26 protein-coding genes are annotated in these 26,223 nt (G+C 55.4%); 16 read left to right on the top strand and 10 right to left on the bottom strand.

The annotated features are described in order from the left end of the window. Positions 1-25: 25 nt before the first annotated feature. The 4 genes from FIV00_RS23430 (at position 26) to FIV00_RS23445 (ending at position 2,495) form a co-directional block, all read left to right on the top strand. Positions 26-448, top strand: coding sequence for an NUDIX hydrolase (locus FIV00_RS23430; RefSeq protein ID WP_152503021.1), 423 nt, complete (start codon positions 26-28; stop codon positions 446-448). A 32-nt stretch (positions 449-480) separates the two neighbouring features. Further along, positions 481-1,584, top strand: coding sequence for a DUF3179 domain-containing protein (locus FIV00_RS23435; protein WP_247649274.1), 1,104 nt, complete (start codon positions 481-483; stop codon positions 1,582-1,584). A 38-nt stretch (positions 1,585-1,622) separates the two neighbouring features. Then, a complete protein-coding gene (locus FIV00_RS23440; protein ID WP_152503022.1) occupies positions 1,623-2,033 on the top strand; it encodes a TIGR02301 family protein in 411 nt (136 codons plus the stop codon). Positions 2,034-2,222: 189 nt separating this feature from the next. Then, positions 2,223-2,495: a hypothetical protein gene (locus tag FIV00_RS23445; protein WP_006933467.1), complete on the top strand. Its 273-nt coding sequence runs from the start codon at positions 2,223-2,225 to the stop codon at positions 2,493-2,495. A gap of 74 nt (positions 2,496-2,569) precedes the next feature. On the opposite strand, the gene FIV00_RS23450 is transcribed toward FIV00_RS23445, so the two are convergent. Further along, positions 2,570-3,208 (bottom strand): LysE family translocator, encoded by a 639-nt coding sequence (locus FIV00_RS23450; RefSeq protein ID WP_152503023.1) that lies wholly within the window; start codon positions 3,206-3,208, stop codon positions 2,570-2,572. 182 nt (positions 3,209-3,390) lie between these two features. Between FIV00_RS23450 and FIV00_RS23455 the strand changes: the two genes are divergently transcribed. Continuing rightward, positions 3,391-4,041, top strand: a complete 651-nt coding sequence (locus tag FIV00_RS23455; protein ID WP_209006677.1) for a hypothetical protein — start codon at positions 3,391-3,393, stop codon at positions 4,039-4,041. 100 nt (positions 4,042-4,141) lie between these two features. Next, positions 4,142-5,476: an MFS transporter gene (locus FIV00_RS23460; protein ID WP_152503024.1), complete on the top strand. Its 1,335-nt coding sequence runs from the start codon at positions 4,142-4,144 to the stop codon at positions 5,474-5,476. 89 nt (positions 5,477-5,565) lie between these two features. Here FIV00_RS23460 and FIV00_RS23465 read toward each other — a convergent pair whose 3' ends face one another. Next, complete coding sequence (locus FIV00_RS23465) at positions 5,566-6,183, bottom strand: TetR/AcrR family transcriptional regulator (protein WP_152503025.1); 618 nt, start codon at positions 6,181-6,183, stop codon at positions 5,566-5,568. Positions 6,184-6,368: 185 nt separating this feature from the next. On the opposite strand from FIV00_RS23465, the gene FIV00_RS23470 reads away from it, so the two are divergent. The 5 genes from FIV00_RS23470 to FIV00_RS23490 all read left to right on the top strand — a co-directional run bounded on the left by FIV00_RS23470 (position 6,369) and on the right by FIV00_RS23490 (position 11,904). Then, complete coding sequence (locus tag FIV00_RS23470; RefSeq protein ID WP_152503026.1) at positions 6,369-7,313, top strand: homocysteine S-methyltransferase family protein; 945 nt, start codon at positions 6,369-6,371, stop codon at positions 7,311-7,313. Positions 7,314-7,380: 67 nt separating this feature from the next. Continuing rightward, entirely contained in the window at positions 7,381-7,974 is a 594-nt protein-coding gene (locus tag FIV00_RS23475; RefSeq protein WP_173006121.1) for a GNAT family N-acetyltransferase, read from the top strand. Between the two features lie 89 nt (positions 7,975-8,063). Beyond that, positions 8,064-9,137 (top strand): agmatine/peptidylarginine deiminase, encoded by a 1,074-nt coding sequence (locus FIV00_RS23480; RefSeq protein WP_152503028.1) that lies wholly within the window; start codon positions 8,064-8,066, stop codon positions 9,135-9,137. A 174-nt stretch (positions 9,138-9,311) separates the two neighbouring features. Next, complete coding sequence (locus FIV00_RS23485) at positions 9,312-10,388, top strand: OmpA family protein (RefSeq protein ID WP_152503029.1); 1,077 nt, start codon at positions 9,312-9,314, stop codon at positions 10,386-10,388. Further along, positions 10,378-11,904: a caspase family protein gene (locus FIV00_RS23490; protein ID WP_209006678.1), complete on the top strand. Its 1,527-nt coding sequence runs from the start codon at positions 10,378-10,380 to the stop codon at positions 11,902-11,904. The genes FIV00_RS23485 and FIV00_RS23490 overlap by 11 nt, the downstream gene beginning before the upstream one ends. A gap of 39 nt (positions 11,905-11,943) precedes the next feature. Here the strand turns inward: FIV00_RS23490 and FIV00_RS23495 are convergent, their stop codons facing one another. The 4 genes from FIV00_RS23495 to FIV00_RS23510 form a co-directional block, all read right to left on the bottom strand. After that, positions 11,944-12,603 (bottom strand): class I SAM-dependent methyltransferase, encoded by a 660-nt coding sequence (locus tag FIV00_RS23495; protein ID WP_152503030.1) that lies wholly within the window; start codon positions 12,601-12,603, stop codon positions 11,944-11,946. Between the two features lie 21 nt (positions 12,604-12,624). Next, a complete protein-coding gene (locus tag FIV00_RS23500) occupies positions 12,625-13,887 on the bottom strand; it encodes a DUF3419 family protein (protein WP_152503031.1) in 1,263 nt (420 codons plus the stop codon). Positions 13,888-14,044: 157 nt separating this feature from the next. Continuing rightward, the gene (locus tag FIV00_RS23505; RefSeq protein WP_152503032.1) at positions 14,045-15,271 is read right to left on the bottom strand and encodes a L,D-transpeptidase family protein; all 1,227 of its coding nucleotides are present in this window, start codon (positions 15,269-15,271) and stop codon (positions 14,045-14,047) included. Between the two features lie 229 nt (positions 15,272-15,500). Then, positions 15,501-16,832, bottom strand: coding sequence for a dihydroorotase (locus tag FIV00_RS23510; RefSeq protein ID WP_152503033.1), 1,332 nt, complete (start codon positions 16,830-16,832; stop codon positions 15,501-15,503). Between the two features lie 171 nt (positions 16,833-17,003). Here FIV00_RS23510 and FIV00_RS23515 point away from each other — a divergent pair, with 171 nt between their 5' ends. The 5 genes from FIV00_RS23515 to FIV00_RS23535 all read left to right on the top strand — a co-directional run bounded on the left by FIV00_RS23515 (position 17,004) and on the right by FIV00_RS23535 (position 21,660). After that, positions 17,004-17,894, top strand: a complete 891-nt coding sequence (locus FIV00_RS23515) for a folate-binding protein YgfZ (RefSeq protein ID WP_152503034.1) — start codon at positions 17,004-17,006, stop codon at positions 17,892-17,894. A 24-nt stretch (positions 17,895-17,918) separates the two neighbouring features. Further along, positions 17,919-18,581: a YfbR-like 5'-deoxynucleotidase gene (locus FIV00_RS23520; protein WP_152503035.1), complete on the top strand. Its 663-nt coding sequence runs from the start codon at positions 17,919-17,921 to the stop codon at positions 18,579-18,581. A 52-nt stretch (positions 18,582-18,633) separates the two neighbouring features. Then, a complete protein-coding gene (locus FIV00_RS23525; protein ID WP_152503036.1) occupies positions 18,634-19,149 on the top strand; it encodes a tyrosine phosphatase family protein in 516 nt (171 codons plus the stop codon). A gap of 2 nt (positions 19,150-19,151) precedes the next feature. Further along, positions 19,152-20,138, top strand: coding sequence for an NAD regulator (locus FIV00_RS23530; RefSeq protein WP_152503037.1), 987 nt, complete (start codon positions 19,152-19,154; stop codon positions 20,136-20,138). 274 nt (positions 20,139-20,412) lie between these two features. Beyond that, positions 20,413-21,660 carry a cell wall hydrolase gene (locus FIV00_RS23535; RefSeq protein ID WP_152503038.1) on the top strand — a complete coding sequence of 416 codons (1,248 nt, stop codon included), beginning with the start codon at positions 20,413-20,415 and terminating at the stop codon, positions 21,658-21,660. Between the two features lie 18 nt (positions 21,661-21,678). On the opposite strand, the gene FIV00_RS23540 is transcribed toward FIV00_RS23535, so the two are convergent. The 4 genes from FIV00_RS23540 to nadA form a co-directional block, all read right to left on the bottom strand. Continuing rightward, positions 21,679-22,185, bottom strand: coding sequence for a YqhA family protein (locus tag FIV00_RS23540; protein WP_209006679.1), 507 nt, complete (start codon positions 22,183-22,185; stop codon positions 21,679-21,681). Between the two features lie 81 nt (positions 22,186-22,266). Then, a complete protein-coding gene (nadC, locus tag FIV00_RS23545; RefSeq protein ID WP_152503039.1) occupies positions 22,267-23,130 on the bottom strand; it encodes a carboxylating nicotinate-nucleotide diphosphorylase in 864 nt (287 codons plus the stop codon). Between the two features lie 12 nt (positions 23,131-23,142). Then, a complete protein-coding gene (locus FIV00_RS23550; protein WP_152503040.1) occupies positions 23,143-24,744 on the bottom strand; it encodes an L-aspartate oxidase in 1,602 nt (533 codons plus the stop codon). Positions 24,745-24,857: 113 nt separating this feature from the next. Beyond that, entirely contained in the window at positions 24,858-25,940 is a 1,083-nt protein-coding gene (gene nadA / locus FIV00_RS23555) for a quinolinate synthase NadA (RefSeq protein ID WP_152503041.1), read from the bottom strand. Positions 25,941-26,223 lie beyond the last annotated feature (283 nt).

Below are 26,223 nucleotides of genomic sequence, written 5' to 3' on the forward strand. Positions count from 1 at the left end.
CCTATTTACAGTCTCAGGCCATTGAATGTCCCGGTTCTATCCAGATGCGCCCCGTGTCGGTGTCAGTGTATTGTGCCTTAAAGATAACAAGGCCCTCATGATCAAGCGCGGCAAGGAGCCTTATCTCGGCCATTGGAGCCTTCCCGGCGGTCTTGTTGAATTGGGCGAGACCCTGAAACAAGCTGCCGCAAGAGAACTGCTTGAAGAAACCGGTGTTCAAGCCGCTCTTGGGGAACCGGTTGAGACTTTCGACTCCATTGACCGGGACGAGCACGGAAAGGTGGTGACTCATTTCATCCTGACAGTCTTCCGTGGCAGCTATCTCTCCGGATCGGCGCTCGCCGGTGACGACGCCGCTGATGTTGCGTGGGTTCACACCGATGATCTGGAAAACAGACCGACAACGCCCGGTACGCCGGAACGAATACGGCGGCTGATGCTGGTCTGACGTTCTGCCCACGCGCTTCACGCAGCTTTGCAGTGACTGTGATTCCATTTCCGCTGAAAAATATCGGACGATGGCGCGGAACCAACTTGCGTCTCGGAGACACGACCATGTGGCCATTTGGAACTACTGGAGCAACGCTCCTGCGATCCATGACACTTGTCAGCCTTCTCGCCCTCACCTTTGCCAGTTCAGGTCATGCCAGTCCTGAACGATGGCAGCGGGGCGGTTTTACCACCGACTTTTCAAAATCCACCGTCGACTTCAAAGACATCTTTTCCGGCGGTCCACCGAAAGACGGTATACCGTCGATCGATGAGCCGCGATTTGAATCGGCCAGTTCGATAACCTGGCTGGACGGCAGGGAACCGGTGATCCGTCTGGAACACGGTGACGTTGTTAAGGCCTATCCGCTGCAGATCCTCATCTGGCACGAAATTGTCAATGATCGCATCGGCGATCTCCCGGTTGCGGTTACATATTGTCCACTCTGCAACTCCTCCATTGTTTTCGACCGCAGGCTTGATGGCGAACTGCTGGACTTCGGAACAACCGGTCTTTTGCGCAATTCCGACCTTGTTATGTATGACCGCCAATCCGAGACATGGTGGCAGCAGTTTACGGGCGAAGGAATTGTAGGGACGCATGCCGGCCGGGAGCTGAAAATGATCCCATCGCGGGTCGTTGCCTTTGCAGACTTCAAGGAAGCACATCCGAATGCCGAGGTCCTTGCACGGCCCGTACCTGCAAGACGCAACTATGGCCACAATCCCTATCTCGGGTATGACAGCCGCTCTGCGCCTTATCCGCTCTATAAAGGCGATCTGCCGGACAATATAAATCCGATGGCAAGGGTGGTGATCCTCCATGACGGCGACACGCTTTTTGCGGCAACTCTGGAGCATATCCGCCAGAACGGAACGCTTGAGTTTGCAGATAACGTATCGCTGCGCTGGACAGGTGAAGTTTCCTCTATCCTGGACAAAGGCAAAACCGATGCGGGCCGCGCGGTCGGTTCTGTTGAAGCTGTGAAGACCTCAGGGGCCGATGAAGTGCCGCTTGTTCATGACGTGACTTTCGCCTTCGTGGTGCACGCCTTTCACCCTCAACTGCCAATTCTTGGGATCAAATCACCATAGCGCTTGCAGCAGGCAGCTCACTTGCGCATGATCCGCTCATGAAGAACGGATGCAAGCGATTTGCCTCGGCCCGTGCCGCCCTTTTTGCGATTCTATTGCTGTCGTTACCTTCAGAAGTTGTATTGGCGCAGGAGAGTTCTCTTGACGAGCCGCCGTTCGAGCAGCAGTTGATGCGCTTGTCTGAAATCTTCGGTGCGCTTCATTTTCTCAGGCCGTTGTGCGGTGAAAATGACACCCCGAGCTGGCGGGACCAGATGGAAGACTTTCTGGACGCTGAAACGCTGGACGAAAACCGACGCCGACGCTTTATCGAACGTTTTAACCAAGGTTATCGTGGCTTTTCAGTTGCTTACCGGGACTGCACAGACGCTGCGCGTATCGCAATGGGACAGTACCTGAGCGAAGGCGAAACAATTATCACCGACGTCACCAGTCGATACGGCCGATAATTCCACAGAAAACTTTCAAAAGTTACGACTTCGTAAACCTTTTCCATCAAATTTGTGGGTGGACGTTAAGTTTGCGTTCACGGTTACTTATCAGCGCGGTACGCCGTGCTAGGATCGAAACACAAGATTCGGGGCAGGAACACGCTGGGGTTGTTACGCAGCGTACGGAGAGAACCGGTAAGGAAGCGAATGATAAACGACGATTATGCTGATGCGGCAATGGAAGCCGAATTTGCCGAAGACGAAGACATCAGGCGTGCTGCTCTGGGCTTCATTTCCGACGCATGGGCAGAAGCCATTGCCAATGGTGTCGACGCAGACGCAGTCGCGCATGCGGCGATGTTCACAGCCCTCGCGGATCTCGTTGCCGCCTATGGTGAAGATGCTGTTGCAAAGCTTGCCGAAGGACTGCCGGATCGCATCCTGCAAGGCGACTATACTGTGAACCGCGTCCTTCAATAGTCCGCCTGAGATTGAAGACGAAAAAGGCCGGATTGTCCGGCCTTTTTGATTCAGTCTCTCTTTCGCAAATACCCTTATCCGAAAGCGTCGAGCGCCAGGTTTGCGTAAAGCAGCAGCCCGAACGCGATCAGCAGAACGCCCGCGATGTGGTTCACCCGATCAAGCCACTTGTCATCGATGGCGTGTCTGAAGTGGGAGACCGTTGCCGATATGAATACCCACCATGACGTTGCCCCTGCTGCCACACCGGCGACCATAATCAATGCACCGACATGATCACCATGCTGTGGCCGCCAGTCGCCCAGGCTGCCGAAGATAAAAATAAACGCCAGAATTGCCCCTGGATTGGTGATCGCCATAAAAAACGCGGCCGTGGCATCTCCGAGAAATCCTCTTTCGAACCCGTTGCCCTTGTTGTTCAGGTGCGGATGGGTGTGCCAGATCTTGAAGCCGAATATGATCAGCAGTGCTCCGCCGACAAGCTCGATCAGGCCTGATTGACCCTTAATGAAATTGATGACCGCGGACACACCGAAAATGGCGGCAGCTGCGTAAATCGTATCGGCCACAACAGCACCAAGGCCAACAAAGACGCCTTGGCGAAAGCCGCTGTGAACAGCATGCTGGATCGCCATGATGTTGACTGGGCCGACGGGCGCTGTTGTGAGTATGCCGACAACAAACCCTATCAGCGCATATTCAAAAAATGACACGACCGGTCTAACCCCCCAGACCACTGATCTCGCTATCGTGAAGATTGCACCTTTCGATAAAGGGCCGTCAGCTTCATGACAAGGCACGAGAAATTCACATTGGCGCTGTTTCCACATTCGCACGAATTGTTTAAGGAAAGGCCTAGTCAATTCGGGTAGGGCGGCATCGGGAGACAGTCACGATGAGACGAATATTCTCGGCAACAGGGCTTGCCCTCTTCGCTGCCTTGGGTGCGAACGGCGCGATGGCGGCCAAGGCACTATCAGTGCAGACGGAAACCATACCAGTCACATCTGACACGCAGTCCGGCACGGCACCGCCCGACGCTCCGAAGGTCAAGGCAACCGAGGCAGACACAGATCTCCCTTTGCCGGAAGTCCTCTACAGCACAGACTACTTGCCAAAGCCTGTCGCGCGGATGCATTCACAACTGAAAGAAGCTGCGCTGCTTGGCGATATGAAACGCTTGCGCATGGTTCTTGAGAGCAACGAACTGCCGCCGACCCTCTCCTTTGGAGAGATCGGTGATCCGATCGAGTTTTTGAAACAGAGTTCAGGCGACGGCGAAGGTTTTGAAATTCTGGCCATCCTGGCCGACGTTCTGGATGCGGGCTTCATACACGTCGACAAAGGCACGCCTCAGGAAATGTATGTCTGGCCCTATTTTGCCCGCTACCCGTTGCATGACCTCACACCGGAACAAAAGGTCGAGCTGTTCCGTATCGTGACAGCAGGTGACTTTGCCGAGATGCAGGAATTCGGAGCCTGGAGTTTCTATCGTGTCGGTATCGGCCCGGACGGTACGCTGCATTATTTCGTTGCAGGGGATTAACTGAGAAACCCTTAAAAGGGTGACTTCACCACACGCTTTCCATGCGCCTTGTCCTTGGTCATACTCGCGCCTGTTCCTGCTATCGGCCACGAGGCACATATTGGCTATAGAAACCGCAGATTATGAGCCGCAAAGCCGCGCCTCGCTTCTCCCGATACTCTCGGTGAATTTTGTCGGCACACTTGGATTTTCAATCGTTGTGCCGTTCATGGTTTTCCTCGTGGCCCAATGGGGTGGCAACGCCATCATTTATGGAGCGTTGGCTTCAACCTATTCCGTGTTCCAGTTGATCGGAGCTCCTATTCTCGGAAGATGGTCTGACCAGGTCGGCCGGCGAAAGGTTCTGCTGCTCAGTCAACTTGGAACAATGCTGTCCTGGATCATTTTTCTGACTGCATTCGCAATGCCTGCAAGCTCACTCCTTGACGTCGACAATGCCCTTCTCGGACAATTCAGTCTGACACTGCCCCTGATCATCCTGTTTCTTGCAAGAGCCGCTGATGGTCTTACGGGTGGCAATGTTTCTGTTGCCAATGCCTATCTGGCCGACATCACCGATGACGCGCACCGCACCAAAGACTTTGGCAAGATGGCAATGTCGACAAATGCCGGTTTCATTCTGGGCCCCGCTTTGGCCGGTCTTCTGGGAGCAACCGTATTTGGCGAGATCGTGCCGGTGCTCGCGGCGCTGGCAATCTCGATCATTGCCAGCGCCCTCATTCTTCTTGGGCTGAAGGAAAGCCATGCCGAGGTCCTGAAATCCAAACCAGGCCTTCGCAACGCCTGCAAAGTGTTCGGACAAGACACAAAGGAAGTCTACCAACTAAAAGGCCGCGAGGAGACCTCGAACCGGGATATTCTTCGTCTGCCGCTGATGCCCGCACTTCTGACAGTCAACTTTCTGGTCATGCTGGGTTTCAGTTTCTTCTATATCGCGTTTCCGGTACACGCTGCGACACAACTCTCCTGGACGGTGACCGAGACCGGGGTTTTCTTCGCTGTCCTCAGCTTGTGGATGATGATCGTGCAGGGGCCCCTGCTCTCAAGAGTCTCAGGCTTGGTACCTCAGAATATTCTGCTCCTGGTGGGTGGCCTGATACTTAGCCTCGGATTTATTTTGCTGTTCTGGGAAAGTTCGACCGCGATCTATCTTGCGGCCCTGTTGATTGCCGTTGGCAACGGACTGATGTGGCCAACCTTCACTGCGGTTCTGTCCGAATTCGCCGGAAGAAGGCTTCAAGGTGCTGTTCAGGGTTTTGCCAGCAGCCTTGGGGCCGCTGCCAGCATATTCGGCTTACTTGCAGGTGGCCTGCTCTACAATTGGGCCGGCGCCTGGGTCTTCCCGCTTGCCGCTGTTGTTATTGCAACTGCGGCCATGATTTCGGTCAGTTTCAGACGGGTCAACGAAAGTGGAGCTGAGGCTTCCAGTAAATGAAGCCGGATATTATCCGTTTAGATTCTCGCAAGTCTGCAAAGCTACGGGTGCCTCATCCCTTGCTTCATCGTCACAGCATTGACGAGACTTCAGTTTGCACGCGGCGAGAACAGTAGCTTCAGGTAGGTGCGCAACAACATGATTTGCTCCGAAGCACTGTTGTTCTCGCGAAGGGCCCGCTGAAGAACCAGCCCACCTTCGACAACGCTTGAAACCATGTCGCCGAGAGCGTCAAGGTTCACATCCTCGTTTGGCTGGTACACCAATGCAATCTCTTCGAACATGCCGCGGAAGCGCCGACGCCAGCTCAATATTGCCTGGCGGTTCAGCTCCCGGACACCGTTGTCGAACAGACGATCTTGATAAGCAGTCGCAGCGATTACGCAACCCGGATGGCCATTGGGCATATCTGCCAGCATCTCTGCCAACATTTTCAAACCGATCAGCATTGAATGAAGCGGATCGTCGCTCAGTTCGCGCGCCCGGGCAAACAAGTCGTCATAAAGTGCGTCTTCAACAGCGATGTATCGTTCAAGCATTGCGCGTGCCAACGCGTTCTTGTCCTTGAAGTGATAAAAAAAACCACCGCGGGATATCTGTGCGCCGGCAACGATCTCGTCGATCGACGTCGCCTCGAAGCCTTTTTCAAGCACTGCTGCTTCTGCAATATCCAGGATCCGGGTACGTGTGTCGGTTTTTTCGGTCATCTGCCCCTTCCCAACTGTACCGTGAGTCCAGTTCAAGCGTTTCCAACAGCTACCGCCGTGACATCAATCTTCCTTAACCATTGAAATTACTGCACAAAAATTATTTGAGCAACCTGACCACGCGACAACTACCGACGGATCGGCGTGCCACATACTTCTTGTCCATCAAACAAAGGATGGAATAAATGCGAATTCAATTACTTGCCGAGGCTGATCGTTTTTTCCTGACCGACGGCGGACTTGAGACTTTCATGATTTTTGAAAAGGGCCATGAGCTCCCCTGCTTCTCCGCTGCTGTGCTGTTGGATACCGAAACCGGTCGAAATGACCTGACCGCGTATTATGAAACTTTCATTGATCTTGCCCGGACATCCGGTCGAGGGTTCGTTCTGGATGCACCCACCTGGCGGGCGGGTCTGGCCTGGGCAGGCCCCTTGCAAACATCCGTGGCAGAAGTCTTGGAGACCAACCGCCGCGCAGTTGAATTTGTGAGCGATATTCGCAACCGGCACGAAACGGAAGAACTGCCAATTCTTATCAACGGTCTGATTGGCCCAAGCGGAGATGCCTATTCCACTTCGACCGAACTCACGGCAGAAGATGCGTTCATGATCCATGCACCGCAAATCCATGCACTCGGGCGGGCCGGCGTGGACATGATCAGTGCAATGACGCTCACGCACTCAAGCGAAGCAATCGGGATTGCCCGAGCCGCACAAGAGATCGACGTACCAGTTGCCATCGCGTTCACCCTGGAAACAGATGGCCGGTTGCCGTCTGGTCAACCTTTGGGAGAGGCTATCGAAGCTGTCGATCACGCCACCGATGCAGCACCGGTCTACTACATGATCAATTGCGCACATCCCGACCATTTTCAGCATGCACTCGACACCAAAGCAGCCTGGCTCGAGAGAATTGGCGGAGTTCGGGCGAATGCTTCGCGGCAAAGCCATGCAGAACTCGACGCAGCTGAAATCCTGGATGATGGCGATCCTGAGGAGCTCGGCCAGTTGAACCTTCAACTTCTCAAGACGCTTCCCAATCTGTGTCTGATCGGAGGCTGTTGCGGTACCGACCATCGCCACGTCTCCTGTATCTCGAAACATGAGCTACTTCAGCCGGCAGCTTGAATACGAGCCGAGCGCAACTGAAATTTTTTCAGCAATTTCAAACAACACTGACATACGGACACAAAACATGATCGATTTGGAACAAATCATTGTTCGGCCTGCGACCTCATCTGATGCACAGGACCTTGCCAAACTCATTGATATCGCTGGCGAAGGCATTCCTCACTGGCTGTGGTCACAAAATACAGCTGAGAACCGCACACCACTTGAGATCGGAACAGAGCGGGCGCAAAGAGAGAGCGGCGGGTTTTCATATAAAAACGCGATGGTGGCAGAGAATGCCGGACGAGTGCTCGGTATGGTGCTGAGTTACCCGATAATTGAAGCCCCTGATGAAGACATCGACAGCCTGCCGGATCCAATCGCCCCATTTGTCGAACTTGAAATGAAGTCTGCCGGAACCTGGTACATCAATGCTCTGGCCGTCTTTCCGGGCCATCGCTCATCCGGTCTCGGCTCTTTGTTGATGGAGGCGGTTGATACCGCCGCAAGCACATCCGGGTTTTCTCGCTTGAGCATTCAAGTCTATGGGCAGAACTCGGGCGCAGCGCGACTTTACAAGCGTCTTGGCTTTCGAGAAACCGCAAGATCCCGTGTGAGATTACATCCGGTACAACCCTATTACACAGGCGATGTTCTGCTTCTGGAAAAGAACCGATAGCAATTGACGGGCCTGAACCTCAAACTCTGACGCAATTCAGGCCCGGATCTGCTAGAACAGGTCGCAATGAGAACGAGCGGAAAAACGGCATGCGACGTCGGGAACTTCTCAAAACGGGTGCGATGCTGAGCACGCTCGCTTTTACAGGACAGCCACTCTTGGCAATGCAAAAACCAGATTTGTATGTGCCGCCGGAAGAAGCGCCACATGAACTGACTTTCATGCAATGGCCGGTCAGCCGCCAGGTTCACCCCGATGCGGCATTTCTGCGTGAGCTCAAGCAAACCATTGCTGACATCGCCAATTCGATCGCAGCGTTTGAGCCGGTCGTGATGTTGGCTGCAGCGAGAGACCACTCAAATGCTCGCAAGCTCCTGTCGTCGGGTGTCGAGCTTTGGGATGTGCCGACTGAAGATCTCTGGTGCCGGGATTCCGGGCCGCTGTTTGCCTTCGATTCAGCGCAGAAACGAGTTGTCAGTCATATCCAATTCAACGGATGGGGCAACAAACAGGTTCATGCGAATGACGGCCTGATTGCCTCCCGGATCGCCGAGCGACTGGCAATGGAACTTGTTTCCAGCGGTGTCACCGGAGAAGCCGGTGGGATCGAACACGATGGCCATGGTCTGCTGATTGCCCATGAAAGCTCCTGGGTCAACAACAACAGAAACCCTGGACTGTCCCGGACAGAAATTGAGGACCGTTTGTTGCAAGCCTATGGCGCGGAACGATTCATCTGGTCACCCGGTGTCTGGGGTGAAGACATCACCGACTATCATATCGACAGCCTCGCCCGGTTTACCGGTCCCGGACGCGTGCTGATCAATCTGCCCGACGAACCGGAGGAAGCCGATCCGTTTCATCAGGCTGCGCTTGAAACCCATGACCGGCTTCTCGCGGCGCAGCTGCAGATCGATGTCATACCCGAGCCATATGACCACCGTGTACAAGCTGTCGATTTCGTCGCCTCCTATGCAAACTATTACGTTTGCAATGGGGGCGTCGTAGCCCCTCAATTTGGAGATGAGGAAACCGATGCCATCGCCGTAGAAGCGCTTGAGCGACACTACCCGGATCGCCAGGTCATCACGCTGAATGTTGATGCTTTGGGTGAAATCGGTGGCGGCATCCACTGTGCGACACAGCAACTGCCGTTGGCCTGAGCTTAGGTCCCCAAGAGCTTCGCCCCCCTCCACCCAAGTGACGCCAAAGACCGTCATGCAACCTCAGATACATTCAAGAAGAGTTGCATTACTCCAGTATCTTATTACAGTTTCCTTAGGGAAGGGATGTTATGGATAGCGCGCTTGCGCGTGCGATCAGGGAAGGAATGACACATGTCAGAGTTACGAGCCGTTTTCGCGGTTCTGTTGCTAGCCGGCATCGCGTTCCTGGCATCGCCTGTCGCCCCTGCCCAGGCAGACGGAATTTTCGATGACGGCTGGACGCTTCAACCCGACGCGTCGTCGCTCAGGTTCCAGTCTGTCAAAAACCTGACGCAGGTTGAATCAAGCAGCTTTGCCGAGTTCGAAGGTAAGATTGAAGAGAACGGCGACGCTTCCGTTCGCATCTTTCTCGATTCAATCGATACCAAGATCGACCTGAGAAACGTGCGGATGCGTTTCCTTTTCTTTGAGACGTTCGAGTTTCCCTCGGCGGTCATCTCTACAAATATCGACCCAACGGTGTTGAGCGATTTGCCCGAGCGCAAGCGCAAGATTATTCCGCTGACCTTTTCCTTGAAGCTTCACGGTGTAGAAAAGACCCTTGAGAGCGAAGTTGCCGTGACGCTGATGAGCGATGACCTGGTCGCCGTGTCAAGCACAGCGCCGATCTCTGTCGCTGCGTCCGATTTTGGCCTTGATGGCGGTGTCAAAAAGCTGGAGGAAGCGGCAGACGTCGTGATCGTGCCCTCGGCTACGGTTTCCTTCGATTTCGTCTTTGCCAAGAACCAGGATGATGACGACGCCCGTGCAGCCGCTGCTGAACCGGCCGAAAATTCAGAGCCGGCGGCCGCCAAAGCACTGGAGCCAGAGGGTGACTTTGACCTGGAGGCATGCGCAGGACGTTTTGAAATTCTTTCACGCACCGACAACATCTATTTCACCAGCGGCAGTTCCAGTCTGGACCCGAGAAGCGAACCCTTCCTGAACAGTCTTGTCGACATTGTCGCGCGTTGCCCCGGACTGGTGATTGAAGTCGCCGGCCATACCGACAGTGTTGGTCGCGCTTCAGCCAATATGAGATTGTCGCAACGCCGGGCAACTGCGGTCATGGACTATCTCGTTGCGAAGGACATACCCGACAATCGGATCAGAAGCGTCGGCTATGGAGAAACCCAACCGGTCGCATCCAACAACACGCCGGAAGGCAAACGTCGAAATCGCCGTATAGAGTTCTCCATTGTTGAATAGAAACAAAGCCAGCACTGCTTCGCTAGTCTCGGCTGCCCTTATAATCTTGGTGGCCCTGATCCTGCCTGCAAAGGCGGAAGAAAGGCGTATTGCGCTTGTCATCGGCAATGCCGCTTACAGCAATGTCACGCCACTGGACAATCCTCTCAACGATGCCGAACTGATGGCGTCTTCACTTGAAGCGGTCGGTTTTGAAGTCATTCTCGTCACCGAGGCGACTCAGCTTGAAATGGTTCAGTCAATTGCTAGCTTCGGCAGCAAACTGCGAGACGCCGGCGAAGACGCAACGGGGCTGTTCTATTATGCAGGCCATGGCGTGCAGTCTTTCGGCTCCAATTTTCTTCTGCCGGTTGACATCGCACTCAACGACGCCGCCGATCTCAGCCTGGTTGGCGTGCCTGCCCAAGCAGTTCTTTGGCAGATGTTTTCTGCCAAAAACCGAACCAATATTGTCATTCTCGACGCTTGCCGGAACAACCCGTTCACGACAATCGCGGATCTGAACGACAATGGTCTCGCAGAGATGAAGGCGCCCAAAGGCACGTTTCTTTCGTACTCGACGGCCCCGGGCGAAATTGCAATCGACGGTGTCGGATCGAACAGCCCGTTTACCGAAGCCCTTGCTCAGCGGATGTCAGAACCTGGACTTCCGGTTGAAGCGCTTTTCAAGAAGGTGCGTGTCGACGTCCTCAGCAAGACTGGTGGGCTCCAAACCCCATGGGACACCTCTTCGCTCACCACTGACTTTCAATTCGTTGCAGCCGAGGCACCGCCGGCACAGCTCCTGCAGATGCGTCAGCTTTGGGATTCAGTTCGACTGAGCCGCGACCCGGTTCAAATTCTCCTCTTTTTGCGGGCCAACCCGGACAGTGTGTTCACAAAGGATGCCCGGGCATTGCTTCAGGAGTTGATGCTGGAGGAACTGCAGGCAGAAGCCCAAAAGCCGGCACCGGACGTGGAAACTGCAAAGCAGCCGGAACCGGCCGTACAACCCGAACCGGTATCCCCGGGCCAAACAGAGCGCGACCTCATCGAAGAAGCCCGCAAGACCGGCAGCGCAGAAGCTTATGAGAACTATCTGAGCGCCTACCCGGAGGGCGCGTTTGCTGAATTGGCTCGTCTGGAGTTGCAATCGATCGAGACCAACGCGCAGCGTACGGATCCGATATCAGATCCGCAGCCTGTCGTGACGCAAGAGCCCCAGCAGCCAGAACCTGATCAGGAAACACGGATCACATTCAACGCCCCCCTGGGCATTGGCGATGCCGAGATTGCCACCCGCAGCATTGCCCAGCTCATTCAAGGCTCTCCCCGCTTTCCGCCGATAGAGGGCCTGCCGGAGGATGCTTGGAAAAACAAGAGTTGTGCCTCCTGCCACCAATGGGAGCAGGACAACCTTTGCGAACAGGCCCAAACTTATTTGAAAGAGAACTCCGAAGCAGCCGACAAAGCGCACCCATATGGGGGCGGATTCAAGTCGGCACTCAGGGACTGGGCTCGTAGCGGATGTGAATAGGTTTTCGCGCGAACCCTTCAGGACCGAACGGATAGTTTTCTAGTCTTGGACCTTTGTGAGAACGGCATAATCTGCATATCCCCGATAGAGCTGGCGATATTCGAGGCCCGCGCCTTTTCGTTTCGCAAGCGCCTCAAGTTCGGATTTCAGCTCACTACGCGGACTGACGTGGAATGACTTCAACCACTTGAACAAAGCCTTCCGGAACCAGACCGGAAGTCTCTCTTGCTGACCGAAATCAACCACGTGAATGCGCCCTTCTTCGGCGAGGCAGCCACTGCCGGCGGCAAGCGCTTCTCGCCAGACCGGAATCATCGACAGCGTATAGGAATAAAAAACCCTGTCGAATGCCGGGACACCCAAACCTTCTGTCGCGAAAGGATCAGCGGCATCGCCTTCGATCAAGCTGACCCTATCTGCCACACCGGCTTTTTTGATGTTCTTTTCTGCGGTTTCCAGCATGTTTCTGGAAATATCAAGTCCGTAAAATCTTGCATCCGGATATGCCTGCGCAGCCAACACGAGGTTCCGACCTGTGCCGCACCCCAGCTCCAGGACCGTGCCGCCTCTCGGTGGTTGCATGTCGCTGATCAACCGATCGCGACCGAGAAGATAGTATTTCCGCGTCAGGTCATAAAAATAGCGCTGGTTGCGATAGACAGAATCCATCAAACGGGCAGTTTCAACGCTTCCGCTCATTTGCGTTTCTGGACCCGTTGTCTACCCGTTGAACACATAGAGGTGGAACCCGCCATAGATGGACGAGCGATCCTGTCGACCGAGTTCAAGGCTTTCTTTTTCTTCATAGGTCCAACGATCAAGTATCGCGTCAGCGACGCGGCCGGGCAACAAAGAGGGTTCGGCAGCAGTGCGAAACACGACCCTGGCACCTGGCCGGGCCGTCCGGGTGATCTCGCTCCAAAGAGCATTCAATTGATGATCGGTCATCCAGTCCTGCGCATCAAGAAGCACATAGGCATCCAGCATGTCGTCGCCAACACCCTGCAAGTGCTCGGTGAAGTTCCGGTTCAGAACCCTCACCCTGCCGGCGCGTTCGCGAATTTCTTCAAAATGAGCTCGCTTCAGATAAGGCGGCAACGGTCCAGATTCTCCGGCAGGCCCGTCCCTGTCCGATGCATATCCACGCCCGAATGCCTGCCAGGCAAAATAGTTGTCCTGCATGGAAAAATCACAGGCGAGCTTTTCGAGACGTTGGCGCAAGACCGCTGACATGTCTCCATCAGCATTAGCTGAGACAAGCGCATCATACTGCGCCGGCGGAATGCCCAGCCCATAAAGAGACATTTTTTTCGAGGTCGCCCAACGCACCAGTCGCTTGTCAAAAAGAGGTGCCAGTGCCGTATCGAAGAACGAACGCTGCTCCTCGAGCGATTTTGCCTTGACCATGTGCTTGGGGTCGATGCCGTAAAGCCTTGCCACAAGGTGACCCAGGCCGATGCAATATCCGAGGAGGCCGTGATGATAGAGGTCTCGGGAGAACAACGTAATGCGTTTGCGGCCCCAATTTGCCAGGTCACGCCCTTCCCAGTAAGCGATGGTTTCCGGATCAAGGTTGTCTTTTAGGAACCGCTGATAGGCCGCCACATTGGCTTTTTCATCCGCTTCGCCGAAGAACCGGTAGAACGTTTCGTAGTTCGGGAAATACTTGGCGGCGGCCAACTTCAACCGGCCGAGAGCCACGTGAGCACGGTTGAGGTCAACTGCGGTGATTTCTGCCGGATTGGCGGTCAGGTAGGACATGACATTGCAGCCGCCCGATGCAATGGTGATCATTCTGCTTTCAGGTGTCAGTCGCAGAGCCTTCATGTCCACGTCCGGATCTTCCCAGATCTGAGGATAGACAAGGCCTTTGAAAGCAAAGGTGAACAGGCGCTCAAGGATTCCCTCGCGAGAGGTTGCCCCGGATCGGTGAACCGCGTTCTTTAGCCGTTTCTTGGACGCCGACAGCGTGCCATTCGCCATTGCCCTCTCCCGAGTCGCCTGTGAAATGAACCTGCTTTCCGATACGGCAGAGACACGACAGTTTGGTGACGTTTCTGGAGAATTGTTCGATTGTCTGGGCAATAAAAATCCCCGCCGGAGCGGGGATCTTCGGTTTCACGTCTGGTCGAACAGCCGACTAGCGGGTGACGACCACAAAATCCGTACCAAGACCTGTGTTGCGCTTGAAATTCCGGTCAGTGATGGTCAGGGATGTCCCTGGCGTCAGCATCTTGGAGATTTCGAGCGCGACTTTTTCCGGCATCACGACACGGTCAAGCAAGTCCTTTGAATTGCCGCCGCGCTCGCCTTCAGCTGAAACAGCTATCCAGTCGACAGTCTGGTCGCCCTTTTCAAAATCGAGCGCAGTATAAACGTGCGTACCGATGTCCTTGTCTATGTTTTTCAGCGTTACAGGCGCTGAATACACATCACGGAACTTGCGGCGCACACGCAGCATTGCATTCTGCGGCTTTTCATATCCGGCCTCGGCATAGATCATTGCCACAAGCGCATCGGTCACATTGCCGGTTACCGGCAGCTCCGCACCTTCCTGATACAGGCTCACGGCAGCACGTGTCTTGCGGCCAAAGATACCATCGACCGGACCGGCATCGTAGCCCATCTCATTGAGAAGACGTTGCAGCACCCTTGTGCGGCTCGGCGCTTTTTGAGGTGTAATGATCATCCGCAAAGGCTTGTCGAAATACGGATTTTCCGGCTCAGCCACAGGCAGCGAGGCCTGCAGGCTTGCAGGTTGAATGGCGCCACGCAGGGCGGAATCTGCCTGAATGTTCCTGCTCGACAGGCTTGCAACTTTCGTTTCCGGAACGAAAGGCTGTGGCAAGACGCTGTGGCGGACGCTTTGCGGCTTTGCCGGATCCCTGGTGACCACGACATGCATGCCCCTGTCCGTCATGCTGTAAAGCGACTTGGCAAAAGGACGCGGCATGCGAATGCATCCATGAGAGGCCGGATAGCCGGGCAATCTGCCCACATGCAGCGCAATACCTGACCAGGTGAGTCGTTGCATGAACGGCATTGGTGCATTGTCATAAAGATTGGAAAAATGTTTGCGGCGCTTTTCCAGGATCGAAAAAACACCCGTGGGCGTGCTGTGCCCGCGCTTTCCCGAAGAGATCGGCGACGTTTCGATCAGATCGAGCCCGCGATAAACCTGAATCTGCTGTTCGTTCAACGACACCAGCATATGCAATGGTGGCTCGGTTGCCGCTTTTTCGGCATCCTTTGCAGTATCACGTGCCCAGGCACCGGATACGGCGGTAGCTGACAGAAGTGCTGCACTTGCCAGACCCAGCAGAGCGCGTGTCCGCCTTCCGCGGCTATATTTACTACAAGACGACATCCCAGAGCTCCCCAACGCAAAACCTATCAAGCTCGACCTAGTGTTTAACCGAGATCTTTTTAGATCGGGTTAGGAAACACGGTTACTTATTGGTTTCCTTCACCCTTTCCCCCAATCCGTCGCACACTATCGGGACTCGATCTGTTATTCACATCACAAATTGTACAGCTCTGACTCCAAGATGTGAGGATTGCCGCGCCGAAGACGCGAGACGTCGCGCCTTTCCAATCTATTTCTTCAGGCCATCCTGGAAGACGACCGCTTCACCACGGGACGGCGTTGTGAGCTCGTCTTCCCACATGACGCGCTGACCTCGCACAATGGTGCCAATGGGCCAACCGGTCACGTCCTTACCGTCATATGGCGTCCAACCACACTTGGAAGCTATCCACTCGTTCCGGATGGTTTTCTTGAGCTTCATGTCCACAACGGTGAAGTCGGCATCATAGCCGATTGCGATCCGACCCTTGCGGGCAGTCTGGAACAGCCTGAGTGGGCCTGCGCTTGTCATATCGACAAATCGGGCGAGGCTCAGTCGACCGGCGTTTACATGATCGAGCATGATGGGGACCAGTGTCTGAACACCGGTCATACCCGACGGAGAGGCAGGATAGGGCTTCTGCTTTTCCTCCAGCAGATGTGGCGCATGATCTGAGCCGAGAATATCGAGAATGCCCTGCTGCAAACCCCACCAAAGACGTTCCGAATGACGCGGCGCGCGCACCGGCGGGTTCATCTGCACCAGCGATCCGAGACGGTGATAGGCCTCATCCGTCAATGTCAGATGATGCGGAGTAACTTCAATAGAGGCCACATCCTTGTGGGTGATCAGATAGTCCACTTCCTCCGCCGTCGAGAGGTGCAGAACATGGATCTTCGCGCCTGTTTCCCGGGCGATGGTGACAAGACGGTCGGTACATTTCAGAGCCGCGACTTCGTCCCGCCAGATCGGATGCGAACTCGGATCGCCCGCAACGCGCTCTCCCTCGCGCTCGCGCAGGCGAAATTCGTCTTCAGAGTGAAACGCCGCGCGACGTCTTGTTACCGACAAAATATCCCTGACACCCTGATCGTCTTCGACCAAAAGATCTCCGGTCGAGGACCCCATGAAGACCTTGATACCTGCAGCTGCCGGAAGACGCTCCAACTCGGGAATGTCCTTCACGTTTTCCCGGGTGCCACCAACCCAGAACGCAAAGTCGCAATGCATTCGGTGGTGACCACGGCTGACCTTGTCGGCAAGCGCTGCTTCACTTGTAGTCAAAGGGTTGGTGTTGGGCATTTCGAAGACAGTCGTCACTCCGCCCATTGCGGCAGCGCGCGATCCGGTTTCGAGGTCTTCCTTGTGCTCAAGTCCGGGCTCGCGGAAATGAACCTGTGTGTCCATCACTCCCGGCAGGACATGCAGTCCTGTGCAGTCGATCACCTCTCCAGCCTGAGCTCTATCGAATGAACCGATGCCGGCGATGCGACCATTTCTTATCCCGACATCCCGAACCCCCTCGCCGTCCTGGTTGACTACGGTTCCGCCTTGCAGGATCAGGTCATAGGTCGCGCTCATTGGGCTCCTCCGGTATCACGTTCAGGGCAATCTGACTGGTCTCATGGGGCTTATACGCGGCCCCCATAAAAAGAGCCAGACGCCACACCCGGTTTCCACTCTTGCCCGCACCAAGGAGAGCGCCTATTTGGGGCAAAGACGAAATTTCTTGTCCGACAAAAGGAAGATGCCGTGCCGTCTGCAATTTATGCTCATCTGACCGATCGTTCGCTGATCAAGGTCGCCGGTGATGAAGCCACACATTTTCTGCAGAATCTGGTGACGTCGGATATCGACAATCTGGGCCAGCTCGGCGCTGCGTCCGCAGCTCTGCTGACGCCTCAAGGCAAGATCCTCTTCGATTTTTTGATCTACAAGGTCGACGACGTTTACTATGTGGATGCGCCGAGTGCCGTGGCCACCGACCTGCTCAAACGCCTGACCTTTTACCGCTTGCGGGCGAAAGTCGACCTTGAGGCGGTTGATGCCGAAATTGGTGTCTTCGCTGTTTGGGGAAATGGAAAAGCTGCAGATAAGGGTCTTTTTTCAGTCAATGATCCCCGTCTGGAGGCACTCGGCCAACGGGTTGTCGGTCAGATCGACCAACTTTCGCAATCCCTTGATGGTGTCGCCGCGGACCTTTCTGCATATGATGCACATCGGATCGCACATGGCGTGCCGGAGGGACTGAAAGACTACGACTATTCTGACATCTTTCCGCATGATGCTGACCTCGACCAGCTGAACGGCGTCTCCTTTACCAAGGGCTGCTATGTCGGCCAGGAGGTTGTTTCGCGGGTCCAGCATCGTGGCACGGCTCGCAAGCGGTTCGTCAAGGTTGAAAGCAGCTCTGCTCTCTTTGACAAGGGAACTGACCTTACCGCCGCAGGCAAAAATGTTGGGACACTGGGGTCAACTGCCGTCGGTCAGAAAGGGTCTGTCGGGCTGGCACTCATCCGCCTTGACAAGGTTGCGCAGGCCAAGGACAACGGCAACCCACTTCTATGCGGCGATGTGGAAGTCGACGTGATTCTGCCTGAATGGGCAAAATTCACTTGGCCTGAAACGAGCGCCGCGGACTGAAACCGCTCTTTGTCCAGAGGACCGATGCCCGCTGCCCGCTCCGACCAGCCCCCTCGTGCCTGGCAACGCATGTTGTCGGGACGACGCCTGAATCTTCTTGACCCTTCTCCGCTCGACGTCGAGATTTCAGATATTGCGCACGGCCTTGCCCGGGTCGCTCGCTGGAATGGCCAAACCTTCGGCAATCACGCATTTTCAGTGGCCGAACACTCGCTGATCGTTGAAGACATAGCGCTGCAACTCAGGCCCGATCTGACGGCAAACTGGCGGCTTGCCGTATTGCTGCACGACGCGCCGGAATACGTGATCGGAGACATGATTTCACCGTTCAAAGCGGTTATCGGCGAAGCCTACAAGGCCGTGGAAACCCGGCTGCAAGGCGCAATTCACTTGCGTTTCGGATTGCCTGCGGACATCCCCGCAACAGTCAAAAAACTCGCCAAACGAGCGGACATCATCAGCGCTTACTTCGAGGCCGTCGAACTCGCCGGTTTCGATGAGCAGGAAGCAGCCAAGATCTTTGGGCGGCCCCGTGGCTTTCCACTCAACAAGGATGGCAATTTGCACTACGGACTTGAGCCGATGCCGGTGGCCAAGGCCCAGGAAAAATTCATGGAACGCTTCAACGAGATCGAAGCCCTGCGCGAAGCTGGGAACAAACGAAGCGAACACAAAGCAAACGGGTGACCTTGAGCGCGAATGACCCTAGTTTGTTGGCAGACACTAAAAAGGTACTGCCATGCTTCACGTGTGCTCCTTATCCAAGCTGACGGATACGGTGAATAAGACCGGCGCAAAATCACTGGTCACGCTAATCAATGCGGAGATGGAAGTACCGACGCCGGCCGGCATTGATCCCGGCAAGCACCTCTTCCTGGCCTTCAATGACATTGTTGACCCTGTCCAAGGTTTGATCCCGGCAAGCGAACGGCATGTTGAAGATCTGCTTGCCTTTGTTAACTCCTGGGACAGGCAGGCGCCGCTGGTTATTCATTGCTGGGCCGGGATCAGCAGATCTACGGCAGGAGCCTATGTTGCGGCCTGCACGCTCAACCCGACGGCAAACGAATATACGCTCGCAGCCCTGCTGCGGGAGCGCTCACCGTCGGCGACGCCAAATGCACGCATCGTTGCCATGGCTGACAAGTTGTTGGGCCGCGAGGGACGCATGATCGATGCCATTCGCGGGATTGGACGAGGTGCCAACGCCTTTGAAGGAGCGCCGTTTCTCATGCCTATCGACATTCAGGAGTAGCCATGCCGCATCGGCAAGCCAGCATCGAAATCGGATTGAATGCCGTCATCGTGTCGGTTTCCAACGGCATGCCCCAGATTGTCCACGTCAACGACACGGTGGACTCGCCCCTCAACGGACTTCCCTTCGGGCCGTTCGACCCGATCCGACACCGTACCTTTGACATCGGTCTGAGGGCCTGGGTGGAAGAGCAGACCGCCTTGCGGCTCGGCTATGTCGAACAACTCTACACATTTGGAGATCGGGGCCGTCACCGCGTTGCCGGCGACGAAGGACCCCATGTTGTTTCCGTTGGCTACCTCGCCTTGACAAGGCAGACGCCAAATTCCGAGGAAACACTGGCCAAACACAACTCCGCCTGGCATTCCTGGTATGACTATTTTCCCTGGGAGGACTGGCGAACCGGACGTCCCTCACTTCTCGACAACGAAATACTGCCGACGCTCGACGCCTGGGCCCAGGAACCACCGGCGCCCGGAGAACCCCCAAGGCCACTTGCCCGCAGCGAACGTATTCACCTTGCCTTCGGCACCGGCACGACAAGCTGGGACGAGGAACGCGCGCTCGAGCGCTATGAGCTGCTTTATGAAGCCGGATTGGTGCAGGAAGCCCGAACGGACGGCCGCGCCGCGGCGCAAGCCCGCGGCGATCTTCCTTTCCTTGGCGTGCCCATGAGGTTCGACCATCGACGCGTTCTGGCAACAGCGATCTCCCGTCTGCGCGGGAAGTTGAAATATCGGCCGGTTATTTTCGAACTCATGCCGGAAACTTTCACGCTGACAGACCTGCAAACATCCGTCGAAGCAATTTCCGGGCGTCACCTGCACAAACAGAATTTCAGGCGTCTTGTTGAAAACGCTGATCTGGTGGAACCGACCGGAGCAACCTCGACGGCGACCGGTGGAAGGCCGGCCGCCCTGTTCCGTTTTCGTCATCAACTAATGAGCGAGCGCCCTGCACCTGGATTGCGCGTTGGCGGAGGACGATAACCGCCAGTTGGTCGAATCGGCTTTTAATTTGTGCCTAAGACTTTGACGTCTTGGGTCAATTTCCGACATTCAGCACCAAAAACTACTTGGCAATATTAACCATAACTTCGCGCATTTGAGTTCGAACGCCGAGAAATTCCGCGAATTCTTCGCTTATTAACGCTCTTTCAAGGTTAAGCAGACATCTTCAATTGCAGTATTGCCGTTTACACGGCGTTAGCACCGATCGTCCGGTTAACCGGGACGATGTGTAACGAGTTGGAGTTGGCTGCGTATGTCTGGCCCAAAGTCCCGCAACAGAAAGCGGTTTTCTGCAAAAGTGACTCAGGAATACGGCCCGGTCCGTGCGCGCATGCGGCGGATTAAATATGTTCTTGTTGCCAGTCCGTTGTTGTTCATCGGGCTGGGCGGGTCGGTCGCCGAGCAGGATATCTTCGCACTCATCAACGCTCGCAATGAAGCCTCACCACGCTGGATGATGGCTTTGGAGCCCGGCAACTTTACCTCCAAGGTCTCACCGCAATTGTCGCTGGCAACGGCAACTCCTCCGAGCCACACAAGTGCGCCGGTTCTGACGCTGACATCGGCAGACGAGGAATTCGAAGCCAAACCGGTGATGGGTCTTGATGAGGTTGCCAGAAGCGTTCAACCGACCGAGATTCCAGACCGGATTGAAACCAATGCATCCTCCAAGGGGGACCGGCTGATCACCATGGCTCCCGATCGGCAGATGGTCGATCAGGCTGCCGGGAACGTCTTTGCGATGTCGAGCCTGATCTCGACCGAGAAAAAACACAAAGACCTGCCGCGTGTCGCTTTCGTCAAACCGGCACCGCTCGACAGCAAGGAATCCACCCGGCTGGCCAAAGCCAGCGAAGATGGACTCCTGGAAGACGGGCCGCTCGATTTACAACGGGTCATGATGGCACGCAATGCGGCTGCAGCCAGCTTTTCTCTCGTTTCCGCGTATGCCCCAGACAGTGTCAAAGAGACCAAAGAGCCCTTCGACGCCTTGTTTGGTGCAGCGAAATACGAGCAGGAACTGCCCCCGCCAGAAGATCCTGAGAACCCGCATTGGTGGGCGCAAAAGCCGCTGCCGCTTTCCGTCGGTCAACGCAAGGAGCAGCGCTGCCTGGCTGAGGCGATCTATTTCGAAGCCCGCGGCGAGTCCGAAGAGGGACAGGTGGCAGTTGCTCAGGTCGTTCTGAACCGGGTCAAAAACCCGGCCTATCCGAATTCCATCTGTGGCGTGGTCTACCAGAACAAGCACAAGCGCAATCGTTGCCAGTTCTCCTTCGCTTGTGACGGGATCAAGGATCGCATCTCAAGTCCGGCTGCCTGGAAGACGGCGCAACGTCTGACCAAGGACGTTTTGAACGGCAAACAGTACCTGAAGATGGTCGATGCCTCGACGCACTATCACGCAACGTATGTGAGCCCACGTTGGGCACGGTCCATGGCCAAACGCGGCCAGGTCGGACTTCATATCTTCTACAAGACCTACGCGGGCGGCTGGAACTGATCCGGACGTTCAGCTTCGTCAGTCGTTTGACCGGAAGACATTTGTGACCACATAGGTGGCAAGCAGAACAAGGTGAAAGCCGAGCAGTGCTGCCACTTGCAGCATGCTGATCTGCGAGAACTCCAGCAATTCGCTCAAAACGTGGATCGACGAGATAATAATGATCGTCGAGACGATCCGGTGTTTCATCCGTCGGTAGGCCCGTTCTCCCTGCTGAATGTAGTCGTCGCCGTGTACCGACTTCTTGAGCCGGTATGTGTTGTAGGTGTTGGTCGCGACCATGATCAGCAGATTGGCAATGAAAACCATGTCGAGAAGATTGAGGATCAGCAGGATCGTCTTCTTGCGGTCCAAAAACTCGTATGTTTCGACCGCGTGGTAGATGTCCACGAAGAACGTGATCAGAAACAGCACCATACCGACCGCAAGACCCAAAAGCATGGGAATCTGCGCATAGCGTGTCAGTCGGATGACGAGGTCTTTTTCTACTGTGCTGTTGTTGTGATTGTGCTCTTCGCTCATCATGCGCCCTGACGCAACGGATCTGACTTATTGCAACGCACGCTAGAGTGCTTTTTAAAGCCGATCAACCAATGCCTGTCGGCATCAGGACAGCTCAATGTCCAGCCCGAGGTCCAGAACCGGCGCTGAATGTGTGATCCAGCCTGAAGAAATAAGGTCGACGCCGCTTTCTGCGACCGCCCTGACGGTGTCGAGTTCTATGCCGCCAGACGCTTCCAAAAGCACCTTGCCGTTTGCGATTCCGACTGCTTTCTCAAGCGTTTCGGGCGGCATGTTGTCGAGCATGACCACATCCGGTGCTGCAGCGAGGGCCTCTTCAAGCTGTGCCAGTGTGTCGACTTCCACCTCGATTTTGACAAGGTGTCCGGCAAAGGCCTTGGCTGCTTCGATCGCGTTTGTCACTCCACCGGCAACCGCAATATGATTGTCCTTGATCAACACGGCATCATCCAGCCCAAAACGGTGGTTGGCTCCGCCACCACACTTGACCGCATATTTTTCAAAAGCGCGAAGACCCGGGGTGGTTTTTCGCGTGCAGACAATATCGGCTTTGGTGTGAGCGATCTGATCGGCAAACAAGGATGTAGCCGTGGCAATGCCCGACAGATGCCCGAGAAAGTTCAAGGCAACCCTTTCAGCAGCAAGCAACGCCCGCGCCGGCCCTTCAATATGCGCAACGATGTCTCCCGGTGCCAGCCGATCCCCGTCGTTGCGAGCCAGATCGAACTGCAACCTTGTATCGGTTTGCCGAAACGCGCTTTCAGCACATCCAGCACCCGCAAGCACACCAGGCTTTCGTGCTGCGATCACCGCGCGGGCCGTCGCAGTAGAAGGAAGTGTTGCCTGACTTGTGACATCACCCGCCCTGCCCCAATCTTCAAGAAGTGCGGATTTGACCGCCTCATCGATCATGAGACGCGGGAGTTCAGGCAGTGTGTTGGGAGACATGCGCTCCTCCGGTCAAGCAGTTTCCAGAGCTTCGGCGGTCAGGGTCTCGACCTCGCTCAAGGTTGTATAGGAACGCTTTGCAAGATCGGGATTTTCCTGAGGGAAATCCTTGCGGAAATGGCCTCCCCGGCTCTCTTCCCGTTTCAGCGCCGCGGCCGCAATTATCTTGCCGGCGACCATCATGTTCCTGATCGATTGACGCACACAAATCTTTTCGGCGCGCACAATATCGCTCAAGGCTCCCTTCAGGCCGCCGGCGTCTCGAAGCACTCCGACATTCTTGGACAAGGTGGTTCGCAAAACAGTGATGGCGTCACGTTCCTCAACGTTGCGCTGACTGGGAAGACCTGGTGCATCGTCCATTTCGTTCCAATAGGCGCTTCGAGGCGTCGGCATCAAACCCTGAATGTCTTCTGCGATCCTTGCAGCAAAAACGACGGCCTCGAGTAGAGAATTGGACGCAAGGCGATTTGCACCGTGAGCTCCTGTTGAAGCCACCTCACCGGCCGCCCAAAGACCGTCCAGAGATGTCCGGCCATTTGCGTCTGTCAGGACACCACCCATGTGATAGTGCTCCGCTGGCGCAACGGGCAGCAAGTCTTTTGACGGATCAATGCCGGCGGCCGTAGCTGCCTTGAAAACCGTTGGAAACTCTTCCTGAAACTTTGCACCAATCGCTTCACGGCAGTCGAGAAATGCCCCGCGTCCGGCCGAAACCTCTTCATGGATCGCCCGGGCAACAATGTCACGAGGGGCGAGCTCCAGGTCTGGATGGACCTTTTCCATAAACCGCTCGCCAGCCTTGTTCACAAGTATAGCGCCTTCACCTCGAAGGGCCTCTGTGGCAAGCGGGGCCGGATCTTTACCGACATCCAGCGCTGTGGGGTGGAACTGGACAAATTCGGCATCTGCGATCACGGCGCCAGCTCTTGCCGCCATCGCAAGTCCGTGCCCATTGGTCTCGTAAGGGTTTGTGGTCAGACCGAACAGGTGACCGACACCACCGGAAGCAAGCACCACCGCCTTGGCCGGAAAGGCCAAACGTTCAATGCCACCGCGCCGCCGCGCCAGAACACCGGTCACATAGCGGCCTTTGCCCAGCAAACTCTCGCCGATATAGCCCTCAAGAATACGGATAGACGGCGTCTTGCGAACGGCTGATATGAGCGCATCCATAATCGCCCGGCCGGCCATGTCCCCTCGCACTCGAACCACCCTGCTGTGAGAATGGGCCGCTTCGCGCGAAAACTTCAGACGTCCTTCCAGGTCCTTATCGAATGGCACGCCGTAGGACAGCAGATCGTGAACCCGGTCACTGCCTTCACGGGTCATTTGCTCGACGATTTTCTCCTCGCAGATACCACAACCGGCTACCAACGTATCGTCGCGATGCTCTTCAACAGAATCGGGTTCAGAGATTGCCGCGGCAATACCACCCTGTGCCCAGGCGGACGATGCACCTTGCCCGATGGGTGCATTGGTGATCACGGTCACCGGGCGCGGGCTGAGTTTCAGCGCACAAAACAAACCGGCAAGGCCGCCGCCGAGAATGACGACATCATCGACATCCTTGCCAATATAGGCAGGTGCAAAATCCTCAACCGAGACTTCCATGGGAACTTCCTGGAACAGAATGGGCTTGGCCCGAAAAGCTTCCGGATCGGCCGTCGCTTGTTACACCGACCGATCCTGAGCAGAACGCTTTATGCGGTTTAGACCGAAGCAGGTCAGATTTTCAAGTTGATCATCCGTTCAACCGCGGTTCGCGCTCTTTGAGCGATCGCCGGGTCCACAACGACTTCTTCCTTCATCTCCAGCAAAGATTCCAGGATCTTGTCCAAAGTGATCCGTTTCATGTGAGGGCACAAGTTGCACGGACGAATGAAATCCACCTCAGGCGTTTCGCTGGCAACATTGTCAGCCATGGAACACTCGGTGATCATCATGACCTTTTCCGGTTGCCGGGTTTTCACCCAGTCGATCATGTGTGCCGTGGAACCTGCAAAATCAGCCTCGGCGACGACCTCCGGAGGGCATTCCGGGTGCGCAATGATCTTCACATTCGGTTCGATCTTGCGATAGTCACGCAGTTCCTCGGCGGTGAAGCGTTCATGGACTTCACAAGCGCCATCCCAGACGAGGACTTCCACATCGGTCTTGTTCCCGACATTGGCTGCCAGGTATTTGTCCGGAATCAGAAATACCTTGTCGACACCAAAACTCTCGACAACCTGAAGCGCGTTGGATGACGTGCAGCAGATGTCGCATTCAGCTTTCACGTCTGCGGACGTGTTCACGTAAGTGATGATGGGTACACCGGGATTGCGTTCCCGAAGCGCGCGCACATCCGCACCGGTGATGGATTCAGCAAGCGAACAGCCGGCACGCATATCCGGGATCAGAACGGTTTTTTCCGGGCTGAGGATCTTGGAAGTCTCGGCCATGAAATGCACACCGCATTGAACGATCACATCCGCGTCCGTGCGCGTCGCCTCGATCGCCAGCTGCAGGCTGTCACCTACAATGTCCGCAACCCCGTGAAAGATATCTGGTGTCATGTAGTTGTGTGCGAGAATAACAGCGTTGCGCTGCTTCTTGAGCTGGTTGATCGCATGAATAGTCGGCGCCAGTGCCGGCCACTCAATGGCCGGGATGATGTGCTTGACCTTTTCATAGATCGGCGCGGTCACCTTCGCGACCTCGGGCGTATAGCTCAGATCAGGGCGCTCGATCTTGCCGTAACGCTCCAATGCTGTCGTTCCATTGGCGATCGGGGTTCCGACCGGTGCAGATGTCTGGGCGATGGTCATGGCGACCTCCCTAATGCGCGGGTCTTGCATCAGCATTTCTGCCCGCTTTGTATTATACTCAGACTGAGCATATATCGCGCAAAAGAAAACGGGCACGAAGACCCTGACCCTTTTGCTCTTTCAGAGTTTATATAGGCCTATTTTTCACTCAAATCCATCGTTTTTCCTTAAAAATTAGAACTTAGATTCATTTCCGTTAGATTTCAGGGCGTTAACGACAACTCTGACGTTAGGACAAGTAGCCAGCTAAACACCTGTCGGACCGAAGGTGTCCATTTCAGAA

The organism is Labrenzia sp. THAF82 (assembly GCF_009363435.1).
Lineage (GTDB): Bacteria > Pseudomonadota > Alphaproteobacteria > Rhizobiales > Stappiaceae > Roseibium > Roseibium porphyridii.

Coding starts and splice junctions, on each gene's coding strand:
- FIV00_RS23430 (WP_152503021.1), top strand. CDS start 26: ATGTCCCGGTTCTATCCAGATGCGCCCCGTGTCGGTGTCAGTGTATTG.
- FIV00_RS23440 (WP_152503022.1), top strand. CDS start 1,623: ATGAAGAACGGATGCAAGCGATTTGCCTCGGCCCGTGCCGCCCTTTTT.
- FIV00_RS23445 (WP_006933467.1), top strand. CDS start 2,223: ATGATAAACGACGATTATGCTGATGCGGCAATGGAAGCCGAATTTGCC.
- FIV00_RS23455 (WP_209006677.1), top strand. CDS start 3,391: ATGAGACGAATATTCTCGGCAACAGGGCTTGCCCTCTTCGCTGCCTTG.
- FIV00_RS23465 (WP_152503025.1), bottom strand. CDS start 6,183: ATGACCGAAAAAACCGACACACGTACCCGGATCCTGGATATTGCAGAA.
- FIV00_RS23470 (WP_152503026.1), top strand. CDS start 6,369: ATGCGAATTCAATTACTTGCCGAGGCTGATCGTTTTTTCCTGACCGAC.
- FIV00_RS23475 (WP_173006121.1), top strand. CDS start 7,381: ATGATCGATTTGGAACAAATCATTGTTCGGCCTGCGACCTCATCTGAT.
- FIV00_RS23480 (WP_152503028.1), top strand. CDS start 8,064: ATGCGACGTCGGGAACTTCTCAAAACGGGTGCGATGCTGAGCACGCTC.
- FIV00_RS23485 (WP_152503029.1), top strand. CDS start 9,312: ATGTCAGAGTTACGAGCCGTTTTCGCGGTTCTGTTGCTAGCCGGCATC.
- FIV00_RS23495 (WP_152503030.1), bottom strand. CDS start 12,603: ATGAGCGGAAGCGTTGAAACTGCCCGTTTGATGGATTCTGTCTATCGC.
- FIV00_RS23500 (WP_152503031.1), bottom strand. CDS start 13,887: ATGGCGAATGGCACGCTGTCGGCGTCCAAGAAACGGCTAAAGAACGCG.
- FIV00_RS23505 (WP_152503032.1), bottom strand. CDS start 15,271: ATGTCGTCTTGTAGTAAATATAGCCGCGGAAGGCGGACACGCGCTCTG.
- FIV00_RS23510 (WP_152503033.1), bottom strand. CDS start 16,832: ATGAGCGCGACCTATGACCTGATCCTGCAAGGCGGAACCGTAGTCAAC.
- FIV00_RS23520 (WP_152503035.1), top strand. CDS start 17,919: ATGCCCGCTGCCCGCTCCGACCAGCCCCCTCGTGCCTGGCAACGCATG.
- FIV00_RS23525 (WP_152503036.1), top strand. CDS start 18,634: ATGCTTCACGTGTGCTCCTTATCCAAGCTGACGGATACGGTGAATAAG.
- FIV00_RS23530 (WP_152503037.1), top strand. CDS start 19,152: ATGCCGCATCGGCAAGCCAGCATCGAAATCGGATTGAATGCCGTCATC.
- FIV00_RS23535 (WP_152503038.1), top strand. CDS start 20,413: ATGTCTGGCCCAAAGTCCCGCAACAGAAAGCGGTTTTCTGCAAAAGTG.
- FIV00_RS23540 (WP_209006679.1), bottom strand. CDS start 22,185: ATGATGAGCGAAGAGCACAATCACAACAACAGCACAGTAGAAAAAGAC.
- nadC (WP_152503039.1), bottom strand. CDS start 23,130: ATGTCTCCCAACACACTGCCTGAACTCCCGCGTCTCATGATCGATGAG.
- FIV00_RS23550 (WP_152503040.1), bottom strand. CDS start 24,744: ATGGAAGTCTCGGTTGAGGATTTTGCACCTGCCTATATTGGCAAGGAT.
- nadA (WP_152503041.1), bottom strand. CDS start 25,940: ATGACCATCGCCCAGACATCTGCACCGGTCGGAACCCCGATCGCCAAT.